The 12,816-nt window shown below is 28.2% G+C and carries 11 protein-coding genes and 1 other annotated feature; of the genes, 5 read left to right on the top strand and 6 right to left on the bottom strand.

Features of this window, described 5'->3' with window-relative positions; translation table 11 throughout:
- Positions 1–339: 339 nt before the first annotated feature.
- From HUU89_RS13670 to HUU89_RS13685, 4 genes are all read right to left on the bottom strand, one after another.
- Positions 340–975 (bottom strand): TetR/AcrR family transcriptional regulator, encoded by a 636-nt coding sequence (locus HUU89_RS13670; protein ID WP_175302054.1) that lies wholly within the window; start codon positions 973–975, stop codon positions 340–342.
- Positions 976–1,113: 138 nt separating this feature from the next.
- The gene (thrS, locus tag HUU89_RS13675; RefSeq protein WP_107030605.1) at positions 1,114–2,862 is read right to left on the bottom strand and encodes a threonine--tRNA ligase; all 1,749 of its coding nucleotides are present in this window, start codon (positions 2,860–2,862) and stop codon (positions 1,114–1,116) included.
- Between the two features lie 249 nt (positions 2,863–3,111).
- A complete protein-coding gene (locus tag HUU89_RS13680; RefSeq protein ID WP_254697789.1) occupies positions 3,112–3,342 on the bottom strand; it encodes a hypothetical protein in 231 nt (76 codons plus the stop codon).
- Between the two features lie 53 nt (positions 3,343–3,395).
- Entirely contained in the window at positions 3,396–4,115 is a 720-nt protein-coding gene (locus HUU89_RS13685; RefSeq protein WP_175302055.1) for a pseudouridine synthase, read from the bottom strand.
- A gap of 151 nt (positions 4,116–4,266) precedes the next feature.
- Between HUU89_RS13685 and HUU89_RS13690 the strand changes: the two genes are divergently transcribed.
- From HUU89_RS13690 to HUU89_RS13710, 5 genes are read left to right on the top strand one after another with little or no spacing between them, the layout of a single operon-like run.
- A complete protein-coding gene (locus tag HUU89_RS13690; RefSeq protein ID WP_032091686.1) occupies positions 4,267–5,022 on the top strand; it encodes a threonine/serine exporter family protein in 756 nt (251 codons plus the stop codon).
- The gene (locus HUU89_RS13695) at positions 5,022–5,471 is read left to right on the top strand and encodes a threonine/serine exporter family protein (protein WP_022001203.1); all 450 of its coding nucleotides are present in this window, start codon (positions 5,022–5,024) and stop codon (positions 5,469–5,471) included. Before HUU89_RS13690 ends, HUU89_RS13695 begins: the two co-directional genes overlap by 1 nt.
- Positions 5,468–6,613 (top strand): nucleotidyltransferase, encoded by a 1,146-nt coding sequence (locus HUU89_RS13700; RefSeq protein WP_175302056.1) that lies wholly within the window; start codon positions 5,468–5,470, stop codon positions 6,611–6,613. Before HUU89_RS13695 ends, HUU89_RS13700 begins: the two co-directional genes overlap by 4 nt.
- A 56-nt stretch (positions 6,614–6,669) precedes the next feature.
- On the top strand, positions 6,670–7,734 hold the full coding sequence (locus HUU89_RS13705; RefSeq protein ID WP_032091689.1) for a hypothetical protein: 1,065 nt from the start codon (positions 6,670–6,672) through the stop codon (positions 7,732–7,734).
- Positions 7,731–8,996 (top strand): hypothetical protein, encoded by a 1,266-nt coding sequence (locus HUU89_RS13710; RefSeq protein ID WP_175302057.1) that lies wholly within the window; start codon positions 7,731–7,733, stop codon positions 8,994–8,996. Before HUU89_RS13705 ends, HUU89_RS13710 begins: the two co-directional genes overlap by 4 nt.
- Before the next feature lie 43 nt (positions 8,997–9,039).
- Here HUU89_RS13710 and pheT read toward each other — a convergent pair whose 3' ends face one another.
- Both pheT and pheS read right to left on the bottom strand, forming a co-directional pair.
- Positions 9,040–11,430, bottom strand: coding sequence for a phenylalanine--tRNA ligase subunit beta (pheT, locus tag HUU89_RS13715; protein ID WP_175302058.1), 2,391 nt, complete (start codon positions 11,428–11,430; stop codon positions 9,040–9,042).
- A gap of 4 nt (positions 11,431–11,434) precedes the next feature.
- A complete protein-coding gene (pheS, locus tag HUU89_RS13720; RefSeq protein WP_175302059.1) occupies positions 11,435–12,472 on the bottom strand; it encodes a phenylalanine--tRNA ligase subunit alpha in 1,038 nt (345 codons plus the stop codon).
- Positions 12,473–12,507: 35 nt separating this feature from the next.
- Positions 12,508–12,702: a binding site (T-box leader), on the bottom strand.
- Positions 12,703–12,816 lie beyond the last annotated feature (114 nt).

The following is a 12,816-nucleotide window of genomic DNA, read 5'->3' on the forward strand; positions in this document are numbered from 1 at the left end:
CCCTAAAGTTGTCCCCTAAATAATTTGGCTTTCCCCCTAAATTATTTGGTTACCCGGGGATTGCGCTCCTATTTTTGTTCAAACATTTCTTTTTCAGTTTCTGTAAGTTTTATTTTCTTTGATAATTCTTCGATGTTTTTCATAAGAACATTCCTTATTATTTTTTATAAAAAGGTATCTTTTCGATACCCTCTACATGCGTTATCCATCGTTTTTACCACCCGCAAAACATTGATTGTAAACAATCATATTCTTTTACATTTTAAAACTTTACCTTTTTTTATAAATATTTTCTTAAAAATATAAACACTTATCAAATATATAAATTTTATTATCTATTTATGCTTTGACATATGCAAGAATCATTTCTTTTAATTGGATCAACTCTGGTGTGTAGTCTTCATTTTCTTTAGAACCCCAAATAAAACCTCCTGCATAATATGCACAAGCTGTCATCATTGTATGAACTGTTACTCTCATAAACTCTTCTTCTGCCATATCTGTTTTAAACGTTTTATCTTCTTTGGCTTTTTCATACATCATATGAAAACGTGTATTTGCTGAAAAAAGTGCTTGATTAAATTCATCCATTTGTAAATCTTTTCTTCCTGAATGAGATACATAATGATTGAAATTATCATTATATCGAAGAAGAGCTTTATGCGTTTGATACATTTCAATAAAACTATCTAATGTAAAAATCAAACGACCAATAGCTGGTATATCTCCTACTGAACTCATTGGTCTTTTTTGATCTAATTCATCAAAATATTCTTTCCATTCTTTTGTATTTACCGCAATAACAAGTTCTAATTTTCCTGGGAAATAGCGAAACAATGTTGCTCTTCCAATTCCTGCTTCTTTTGCTATTTCTCCCATTGTTACAGATTCGATTTTTTTATTTACAAAAAGACGAAAAGCAACATCTATAATTTTCTCTCTGCGTTCATCTTTTTCTGACTTTTTTATTATCATAATTTCCTCACTTTATAGAGATACTCTATCTCATTAGTATTATATAAGTAGCATTTTCTTTTGTCAATTTTATGTAAAAAGCTCAATTCTATATTTAAAAATTGAGCTTCTACGTATACCATATCTTAAAAATATAAACTATTTTTTATCTTTAATTTGTTGTTTTAACATTGAAACAAACTCATCAATAGTAACAGTTGTTGCTTTTTGTTCACCATGTTTACGATAAGTTACAGTTCTTTCATCACGTTCATTATTACCTAAAACAAGGATATAGTTTGCTTTTTGCATTTGTGCTTCACGGATACGATATCCTAATTTTTCATCTCTTGAATCAAGTTCTACTTCAAAACCTTCATCTAATAATAATTGATAAATTTCATTAGCGTAATCTAAATGATATTCATTCTTAACAGGTAATACTTTGACTTGTGTAGGAGCTAACCATAATGGTAAGTTTCCTTTTGTTTCTTCTAAGATATAAGCCATGAAACGATCTAATGAACCTAAAATAGCTCTGTGTAAAACAACAGGAGTTTTCTTAGTTCCATCTTCCGCAACATAAGTTAAGTTAAACTTAGCTGGTAAACAGAAGTCTAATTGACAAGTTGATAAAGTGATTTCATTACCAATTGCTGGTTTAACATTAACGTCTAATTTAGGACCATAGAAAGCAGCTTCCCCAATTTCTTCAGTATATTCAATACCAAGTTCATTCATTACTTCACGTAATTCATTTTCTGCTTTATTCCACATTTCATCATCATCATGATATTTTTCTTTATCTTCTGGATCTCTAAGAGATAAAACACAACGATAATCTGTAATATTGAAATCTTTATAAACATCTAAGATTAAATCGATAACACCTTTAAATTCTGATTTAATTTGTTCTGGTGTTACAAATAAATGAGCATCGTTTTGACAGAAATGTCTTCCTCTTTCAATACCTTTAACAGCTCCTGATGCTTCATATCTAAAGTCATGAGCAATTTCACCAATACGAATTGGTAAGTTTTTATAAGAATGTAATTTATTTGCATAAATCATCATATGATGAGGACAGTTCATTGGACGTAAAACAAATGATTCTCCATCCATTTCCATTTGTGGGAACATATTTTCTTTATAATGATCCCAGTGTCCTGATGTTTTATATAAGTTTACTGTTCCTACAGCAGGAGTTAATACATGTAAGTAACCTAATTTCTTTTCTTTTTGTTTGATGTATCTTTCAAGTTTTTGCCAGATAGCATATCCTTTTGGTAAATACATTGGAAGACCTCTACCAATTAAATCATCAACCATGAAGATTTCCATTTCTTTACCAATTTTACGATGATCTCTTTCTTTAGCTTCTTCTAATAAATTTAAGTGTTCTTCTAATTCTTCAGCAGTTGGGAAACAAACACCATAAATACGTTGTAAAACTTTATTGTTTTTATCACCTTTCCAATAAGCACCAGAATGTTTGATTAATTTAAAGTTTTTACACATTTTAACTGTTTCAACATGAGGACCTCTACATAAATCAGTAAAATCTCCTTGACTATAACAAGTAATTGTTCCATCTTTTAAATTAGAAATTAAATCTAATTTATATTCATCATCTTTAAACATTTCTAAAGCTTCTTCTTTAGAAATTTCACGACGAACAATTCTTTTACCATCTTTACAGATTTTTTTCATTTCTTTTTCAATTTTAGCGATTGCTTCATCACTAACAACTTCATCACCTAAATCAACATCATAATAGAATCCTTCAGCTACAACAGGACCTACCCAAAATTTAGCTTGAGGATAAAGATGTTTGATTGCTTGTGCCATAACATGGGCACAAGAGTGATTTAATGTATTTAATTGTTCATTTTCTTTAAAATCTACCATTTTCCTTCTCCTTTACATAAAAAACTCTCATCCAAAGGACGAGAGTTTCGTGGTACCACCTTAATTTGCTTTTCAGCCTCAAAACTTTAACGCAGTTAACGACAATCTTTTTCAAGTGTAGCTATTAGGGAGTATCTTATAAACATTCTCAAGGTTTTCACCAACCACCTTTTCTCTAAATCAAATCATTTATAAAACATATCCTAAATCATTGCTTTTTTATTTACGTTTTTATTCTAATACAATATTTTACATTGTCAACTGATTATTGGTTTTCATTTCTTTTATTTGCATACATTTTTTCTTAAAAGCTAAATAAACAAGTTTTGAAGGAAGGGGTTCAGACAATGTGAGCGTATCACATTTAACACAATATAATCCTTCAATCCCATTAACACATATATTTTCTACCCATTCATCCGTTGCTTTGCAAATACTACAGTTTTTTAATTGTTTATCATCAATAATTTGTACTCTCATTTCCATCACCAACAATTAGTATAAGCACTCATGCATAAAAATGATGTCGAATTTTATTTTCCAACTAATTTTTTTAAATCTTTTACTTCTTGTGGTTTTAAACGACGATATTCTCCAGGACGTAATCCTTTTAAATTGACACAACCAACAGAAATACGATGTAAGCTTTTTACTGGATGTCCCACACTTTCAAACATTTTTTTAACTTGTCTGTTTTTTCCTTCATAAAGTTTAATTTTTAAAACAGTTGTTTTATGTTCCATATCTTTATAAGTGACTTTGATTTTACAAGGCATTGTTTTTTTACCTTCTAAATAAACACCTTTTTCTAAATGATGTAAATCTTCACCTTTAATAAGACCTTTAATTGTTACTTCATAGATTTTTTCTAAGTGGCTTCTTGGATGCATGATCATATTTGCAAAATCACCATCATTAGACATAATTAAAGCACCTGTTGTATCGAAATCTAAACGTCCAACAGGATAAATTCTTTCTTCAACTTCTTCAAAGTAATCAATTACTTTTGGTCTATCGAACTCATCATCTAATGTACAAACACATCCTTGTGGTTTGTAAAAAAGATAATAAACTTTATTTTCACCAACAATAGCTTCTCCATCAATTAAAACAACATCTCCAGATTTAACTTTAGTTCCAAGTTCAGTTACAACTTGACCATTAACAGAAACTCTACCTTCTCTAATTAAATCTTCTGCTTTTCTTCTTGATGTATAACCACTTGAAGCAATATATTTTTGTAATCTTTCCATTTATTTCACCTACTTTATCAAAAGTTATTATACCTAATTTTTATATCTTTGCAATCTGTTTTTATTTTTTTGAAAAATACCTTTTAAACACACTTTTTTTCTTTCCTAAATACTTAATAATTGTTATACTAACTTTTGGTGAAATAAAAAAATGAACGAACAATTATTAATAAAAAATATTGCTGAAATCGGTAAATTATTACTTAAAAATGGTGCTGAAATTTACCGTGTAGAAGAAAGTCTAGAACGTATGTGTCAAAGCTATGGCTTTCAAGATATAGGTGTTTTTGCTCTTCCTACTTATTTTACAATGAGTGTTACTTTTCAAGATGGAACAAATACTTCTCTTACTAAAAGAACTTTACAAAATCGTACAAACCTTGATGCTGTTTGTGCTTTAAATGATCTTGTTAGAAAAATCTGTAATGAAACACCTACTAATGATTTTATTGAACAACAAATAAAGGCTATCAATTCCTTACATCCTATCATGCCACTTGTTTTTTTAGGGTATGGTTTAGGTGCTGGAGGTTATGCTATTTTTTTTGGAGGCGGACTTCATGAAGGAATTATTGCTGGAATCATAGGTTTTTTAATGTATTTTTTTGTATGGATCAATGAGATTTTAGGAATTAATTCTTTAATGCGTACAACACTAACAAGTATGTTTTTAACTATCTTAGCGATTTTGTTTTATCATTTTCATTTGATTTATAATCTAGATGCGACAATTATTGGTTGTTTAATGATTTTAACTCCTGGAATTGCAATTACCAATAGTTTAAGAGATATTATTGATGGAAACTATGTTTCCGGGCAAGCACGTCTTGTTGAAGCTTTTTTTATTGCAACAGCAATTGCTTTAGGAGTTGGATTGATGCGTATTTTATTGAAAGGATTGATTTAATGGAACAAGTAATTCAATGTTTAAGTGCTTTCTTAGGGTGTTTAGGATTTGCTTTTGTTTTTAGAGTACATCGTCATCTGCCTTATGCACTTTTAGCTTCTCTTGGTGGGATGCTAGGATGGATCGTTTATTTACTGGTGATACCCTATCTAAGTAATATTATGTCAAATTTATGTGCGATGATCGTGGTAGCTTTATTTAGTGAAATTATGGCAAGAATATGTAAAGCTCCTGCAACTATTTTTATTGTTGTTGGTTGTTTCCCCATTGTCCCTGGGAAAGGAATTTATCAAACAATGCTTTATTTGATTTCACATGATCAAGATTTATTTCTTGATTCTCTTTTTCAAACAGTAGGAACAGCTCTAGCACTTGCAACTGCAATTTTAATTGTTTCAACTTTCTTTAAAGTTATTAAAACCATTAAACAAAAGGACTATCATTTATGAAAATATTAGGAATCATTGTTGAATATAACCCTTTTCATACCGGACATCTTTATCATTTACAAAAAGCAAAAGAAATGGTAAAGCCCGATTTAACAATTGCTATTATGTCTGGTAATTATGTTCAACGAGGAGAAGTCGCAATTATTGATAAATTTAAAAGAAGTGAACTTGCTATTAAATACGGTGTTGATTTAGTTATCGAACTCCCTTTTGCATATGTTTGTCAAAGTGCCGATTATTTTTGTAAAGGAGCGATTGATTTACTTTATCATATAGGAATTACTGATCTTGTTTTTGGTAGTGAATGTGGTGACATCGATACTTTTAAAGAAATCGCCTATGCTATTAAAAATCATCCTAATGAATATGATCAATATGTTAAAGCTGCTATGAAAAAAGGATTACGTTACCCTGATGCTTGTAATCAAGCTTTAAGTTTATTACTAAATAAAAGTATCAAGACACCTAATGATTTATTAGGTTTAGGTTATGTTAAAGAAGTCATTGAAAATGATTATCCTATTACTTTACATTGTATTAAAAGATCCAATGATTATCATGATACTACACTTACAAAAATTGCTTCTGCTACAGCTTTACGTAAAGCTTTAAAAGAAAAACAAGATGTTCATGATTATCTATTAGATATGTCTTATTATGATTCGCTTTATCAGCAAAATGATTTCTTTGATTATTTGAAATATCAAATTATCATTCAAAGCCCTACACAATTAAAAAAGATCCATCTTGTTGATGAAGGCATTGAAAACTTATTAAAAAAAGTTATTTTTAATGTAAGTAGTTATGAAGAATTGGTAAATAAACTTACAAGTAAACGTTATACAAAAACAAGGATTCAAAGAATGCTTTTACACATTTTAATGAATAACACAAAAGAAGAAATGAAAGATTGTTTCCCCATTAATTATCTTCATATATTAAAAATGAATCAAAACGGACAAAACTATTTAAAAACAATCAAAAAAACATGTGACTATCATTTAATTACAACCCTTTCTTCTTATACACATCCTGCTTTAGATTTAGAAATCAAATCATCAAAATTATTATCTTTGATAGACAATCAAATCATCAAAAAGGAATTTCAAAATATTCCTGTTAGCGAACTATCTAAAAGATAGTTCTTTTTTATGTTAAATATGTGCTTAAATTAAGATAGTAGCTAAAGGAGAATATTATGTTATTTTATTATACAAAGGTACAAGTAAATGAATTAATGACACCATCTTTATTAATTGAACAAGTGATTTATTGGATACAACATACAAAAAATAAAATGAAAGATTTGAATTATGATCATTCTTTATACTATTCTTTAAAAGAAAAACATAAAAGCTTAGAAATTAAAGATTTTAAAACTAAAAATATTTTAGGAATTCAATTTATTACTGATCATAATTACAAAAAAAATCAATTTACAATAGAAATACTCTATCATTATCAACAAGAAATTCTTGAACTTTCTTTCTATAAAGAAATATCAAATGAATCTAAATATATCTCTAAAATCTCAATTCCTAAAATATTTCCAATGATTTTAGAAAGTAATTATATTCAAAAAGACCATGATTTATCAATACAATCAACACCTCATTTTATTAATGAAAGAACAGTCAATCAACTATTAAAAAAATCATATCATTTACCAATAATCATCTTATACAAAAATAAAAAATGTCTTGTTAATCCCTTTATTTTAAATCAAGAGCTCTATGGAATGTGCCATATTATCGTCATTCCTACAAATAAAGAAATTAATTATGTACAAATCAATTATCCAAACAATGAAAAAGAAAAACTCTTTTATGAAAAAAATTTTATTCAAACACTCATTCAACACATTCGTTATTATATGTTACAAGAAAATGAATTTTATTCTTTTTCAGAACTTCAACAATTTGAACTCTTACAATCTTATCAAGATGATGCATTATCATCTGTAGAAGTTCAAGAATTATTCTTAAATGAAATAAAGAACATTGAAAAAGACATCATTGATTTACAAAAAGAATACCAAAATAAAAAAGATATTCTTGAAAAACTTACAAACATAAATCAAGAATATAATCATCTCTTAAAACAAGATGATGAAGCATTAATTACGATTCATCAAGATAATTATAAAGAATATCAAGAGTATATTTTTTCAATCATTCATAAAACTTTAATGAATTTATCTCCTGATGATACTTATCGTAAAAGAGATCTTTTAAAGTCTATTGAAAGGAAACATCAACTATGAAGCATTTATCAACTTTGATTGCTGTAAAAAATCTAACTATTATTCAATTTACAAAAATAATTCAAGATTTATTTTATTTAGATGAATTTATATTAGATTCATTAATCATTCATTTAGAGAATTGCACAATTTATCATGATGAATCAGCTATTGCTTTTTGTATTCAATATCAAAATAATGATTATGAATATATTTTTAACGAAGCAAAACAAAATATATATCTTTCTATTAATAAACGTAATAATCAATTTATCGATTTAATAACATATCTTAATAAATATCATTTTTTAAACAATAATCATTTTTCATATATTCAACCAAATATCAAAAATATGAATGATTTAAATCAAGTCATTGAATTTATAGAAAATAAAACAATTCTTCCTGTTATTTATTTAAATATATCTTTAAAAGATTTTAAAAATGAGATTCTAACTGAAATTCAATCAACAGCTTATATTCTTACAAGCGAAGATGAAAATTTTCATCAAGCATTTCAAAAACATTTTCATTTAAGAAATAATAGTTATATTCTTTATTTAAATCATGAATTTCAAAAAATTTCTTTTTTAAAAAAAGAATCTCCTCAAGAATTTATTGAGAAAGTAAAAATAAAAATTCAAAGTTATGTTTTACAACGTACATATTCATTTCCTTATAATATGAAAGATTTTCAACATCATATTATTAAAAAAATAATTGAAAATCATAAAGAAAATGATTTTCTCGAAAACTCTTCTATTGAACAACAAGTCTTAGCTTTAGAAGATAAGAAAAAGAATTTACAAAAAAATATTGATGATTTAAATAATCAAATATTGATTTTAGAAAATCAAAATAAAGAATTAGGAAGTTATATTAAACAACAAGGATATTATCCTTTAATATTAAAAGGAAATGAAAAAGAATTTTACAAAGGTGAACAAAGAGATCTTCTTCTTTATCTTTTAAAAGAAGAACTTAAAAATAATCATAATCAAAAACAACAACAAATCATTCATACAATTCTTGAACAAAATCCTCCTGTTGGTAATCGAAATAGATATTTAACAGATATTTTTAACTTATTAGTCAATGAAGGTCTTTCAAAGAAATCTATTGATACTTTAAGTCGTTATGGAATTATTTTAAATCATACAGGTAAACATCCAACAACTACTTTTTTTAATGATTCACGTTATACTATGACATTTTCTTCAACACCAAGTGATCTTAATGTTGGTAGACAATATTATCGTCAAATTAGAAAACTTTTCTTTTAACTTTTCCATAAAAAAAGAGGTGTGTGTTCGACACCTCTTTTGATTATCCTCTAAGTACTGCTCCAAAATCTTTTTCAACAGCTTTTAAGATTTTTTCCATAGCTTCATTAATTTCTTGTTCTTTTAATGTTTTCTTATCATCTTGGAAAGTTAAATTAATAGCTACTGATTTTTTACCAGCTTCTACATGTTCGCCAACATAAACATCAAAGATGTTTGTTGTTTTAACAAGTTTATTACTTGATTTAATGATTTTTTGACAAACATCATTTGCTGGAACAGATTCATCCATTACTAAAGCAATATCTCTTGAAACTGATGGATATTGTGGAATTGGTTGATATTTTACTTTACCTGTTTTGATATTTAATAATGCAGATAAGTTTAATTCAACTACATAAACATCTTTCACATCATATTTCTTTTCCATTAGTGGATGAACTTGTCCAACGACCCCAACTACTTCATTTTGTACTTTAATATAAGCACTACGTCCAGGGTGGAATGATTGGTTATCACTTTCAACACGTTCTAAACGATAACGTGATTCATTGATTCCTAATCTTTCAAAGATTGTTTCTACAAATCCTTTAACTAAATAATAATCTGCTTTGTATGAAATTTGTTTAAATGATAACCCATGGTATTCACCAGTACATGCAATCGCAAGGTTTTGTAATTCAACGCCTTTTGAATATGTTGTTGATAATTCATATAAATGAACATCTTTCATATTTCTTGATTGGTTATAGTTAATGACTTGTAACAATGAACCGATAATTGATTGTCTTGTCACTGATCTTTCTTCACCTAATGGCATTGCAAGTTTAACTGGTTCTTGATCATGGAAAATATTGAAATCATGAACAAGTGATGGTGATGTTAATGAATAAGTTAATGTTTCATGTAATCCCAAGTCTTTTAATAAGACTTTCATCATATGTTTCTTTTCTTGAATTTCTGTTCTTTTTCCAATTGTCATAGACATTTCTGGTAAAGTTGATGGAATGTTATCAAAACCATACATACGCACAACTTCTTCAATCAAATCAGCTGCCATCGTAATATCATTACGATAAGTTGGAATTTTAACATTGAATGTATCTTCTTTTAATTCATATTTGAATTTTAATGAATCAAAGATTTCCGCAATTTCATTTGTTTGAATGCTTGTTCCAAGTAATCCATTAACTTGTTGAGTTGAAACTGAAACATATTTATCTTCAATATAAAGAGTTGTTGAAACAGTTTCATAGATTTCTTTAGCATCAGCAAGTTCTTCTAATAAATTTGCACATCTTTCTAAAATATTTAAAGAATTAGCAGTATTTAAAGCCCCTTTAATATAATGTTGAGAAGCATCTGTTAATAAATTTAAACGTCTTGCTGTTTCTCTTAAACTTGGTCCGTCAAAAGTAGCCACTTCGATGACGATATTTTGTGTATTTTCATCAATCTTAGTACTATCAGCTCCCATGACACCAGCTACGCATCCAACACCATTGTCTGTTGAAACAATGATATCATTAGGTTCAAGTTTATATTCTTCACCATCTAATAAGATTGCTTTTTCATCAAATCCAGTTTTTACAACAAATTCTTTTTTTGTTAATTTATCATAATCATACATATGAATTGGTTGACCTGTTTCTAACATGACATAGTTAGAAATATCAACAATATTATTAATTGGTTTAATGCCAGAAGCAAGTAAAGCTGTTTTTAACCAAGCAGGTGATTCTTTTGTAGTGACACCTTTTACAAGTTTAGCCCCAAAGAATGGACATAATTCAGTTTCTACTTTGACTTCAATATTGCTTCCAGGAAGACCTTTTTCCTTGATTTCTGGTAAGTTGACGTCTCTTTTTAAAACAGCAGCCACTTCATAAGCAAGTGAAGTTAAAGCCATACAATCCGCTCTATTTGGTGTTAAACCAATATCTAAAATCGTATCTTTTAAACCTAAATATTCTAAAGGATCTGCTCCTACTGGTGCATTTTCATCTAAGACATGAATTCCATCTTTATCTTCAGGAGATAATAAACGTTGATCTAAACCAAGTTCAGCCATTGAACAAATCATTCCGTTTGATTCTTGTCCACGAATGGTACTTTGTTTAATAACAAAACCTTCTCCTAAATCACATCCAGGATTAGCCACAATAACTTTTTGTCCAGCAGCCACATTTGGTGCTCCACAAACAATTTGAGTCACTTCTCCCGGTCTTACTTCTACTTGACATACATGTAAATGATCACTATCAGGATGATCGATACATTCTTTAACATAACCAATTGTCATGTTATTTCCATTAGCTAATGAATGCATTCCTTCTACTTCTAAACCAATTGAAGTAATTTTATCAGCAAGTTCTTTTGGATCTTGATCATCTATTTTAACATATTTATTTAATAAATTTAAACTGACTTCCATTTTCTTACTCCTCTCTTTGGAATTGGTTTAAGAATCTTAAATCATCATTGTAGAAATCACGAATATTATCAATACCGTATTTCAACATAGCCACACGTTCGATTCCAATTCCAAATGCAAAACCTTGATATACTTTACTATCAAAACCACACATATCTAAAACTTTAGGGTTGACCATACCAGCACCTAAAATTTCAATCCATCCAGTTTCTTTACACATAGCACATCCTTTACCACCGCAATGATGACATGAAATATCCACTTCTACTGATGGTTCAGTAAATGGGAAGTAAGATGGACGTAATCTAATTTCACGTTTTTCCCCAAAGAATTTTCTTGCGAAAACTTCTAATGTTCCTTTTAAATCAGCAAGCGTGATATTTTTATCAACAACAAGACCTTCACATTGCATAAATTGATGTGAGTGAGTTGCATCATCATCATCTCTACGATATGTTTTACCAGGACAAATAACTTTAATAGGTCCTTTACCTTTTGCTGCAAGTAAGGTATGGGCTTGTACTGGAGAAGTATGTGTTCTCATTAAAGTATTTTCATCAATATAGAAAGTATCTTGCATATCTCTGGCAGGATGTCCTTTTGGTAAGTTCATTAATTCAAAGTTGAAGTAATCACTTTCTACTTCTGGACCTTCAGCAATTTGATATCCCATTCCTAAAAAGAGTTCTTCTAATTGAGAAACAATAATTGATAAAGGATGCATTGTTCCTTGATCTAATTTATAACTAGGTAATGATAAATCAATTGTTTCACTATTGATTTTATCAATAATTGCTTGATGTTCTAAAACTTCTTTTTTATCTTCAACAGCTTTTGATAATTCTTGTTTAACTTTATTACTTGTTTGACCAAATGTTTTTCTTTGATCTGGATCCATATTCTTCATAGATTTCATTGCTTCTTGAATAGGACCTTTTTTTCCTAAATAAAGCACACGAATATCATTTAATTCTTTTAAAGATGTACAAGCTTCAATTTTTTCTAAAGCTTCATCTTTAATTTTTAATAATTCATTTTCCACTTTATTTCCTCCTTAAACATAAAAAAACTCATTCCAATAGGAACGAGTTGATCGCGGTACCATCCTAATTCATGTTTAAAACATGCTCTTAATTAAACATTAACGCAGTCTCACGTCACTGATTAGGTGCTCTCCATGGTGAATTCAATAAATTATCTGTAGGAGTTTCCACCACTTCTCCCTCTCTAAAACAGCATCCTTTATTTACTAATCCATATCAACGATTTATATACCCCACTATTATATCAAATTTTCCTAACAAAACAAGTCTCTTTTAAAAGCATATTTTCATTCTAAAGTGAAAAGTTAAATTCCACTTTAGATATGACAAAGTGGATTTTAGT

It is taken from the genome of Faecalibacillus sp. H12, from assembly GCF_013361255.1.
Taxonomy (GTDB): Bacteria; Bacillota_I; Bacilli_A; order Erysipelotrichales; family Coprobacillaceae; genus Faecalibacillus; species Faecalibacillus intestinalis.

Coding starts and splice junctions, on each gene's coding strand:
- HUU89_RS13680 (WP_254697789.1), bottom strand. CDS start 3,342: ATGAGAGTACAAATTATTGATGATAAACAATTAAAAAACTGTAGTATT.
- HUU89_RS13670 (WP_175302054.1), bottom strand. CDS start 975: ATGATAATAAAAAAGTCAGAAAAAGATGAACGCAGAGAGAAAATTATA.
- HUU89_RS13710 (WP_175302057.1), top strand. CDS start 7,731: ATGAAGCATTTATCAACTTTGATTGCTGTAAAAAATCTAACTATTATT.
- HUU89_RS13685 (WP_175302055.1), bottom strand. CDS start 4,115: ATGGAAAGATTACAAAAATATATTGCTTCAAGTGGTTATACATCAAGA.
- HUU89_RS13690 (WP_032091686.1), top strand. CDS start 4,267: ATGAACGAACAATTATTAATAAAAAATATTGCTGAAATCGGTAAATTA.
- HUU89_RS13700 (WP_175302056.1), top strand. CDS start 5,468: ATGAAAATATTAGGAATCATTGTTGAATATAACCCTTTTCATACCGGA.
- thrS (WP_107030605.1), bottom strand. CDS start 2,862: ATGGTAGATTTTAAAGAAAATGAACAATTAAATACATTAAATCACTCT.
- HUU89_RS13705 (WP_032091689.1), top strand. CDS start 6,670: ATGTTATTTTATTATACAAAGGTACAAGTAAATGAATTAATGACACCA.
- pheT (WP_175302058.1), bottom strand. CDS start 11,430: ATGGAAGTCAGTTTAAATTTATTAAATAAATATGTTAAAATAGATGAT.
- HUU89_RS13695 (WP_022001203.1), top strand. CDS start 5,022: ATGGAACAAGTAATTCAATGTTTAAGTGCTTTCTTAGGGTGTTTAGGA.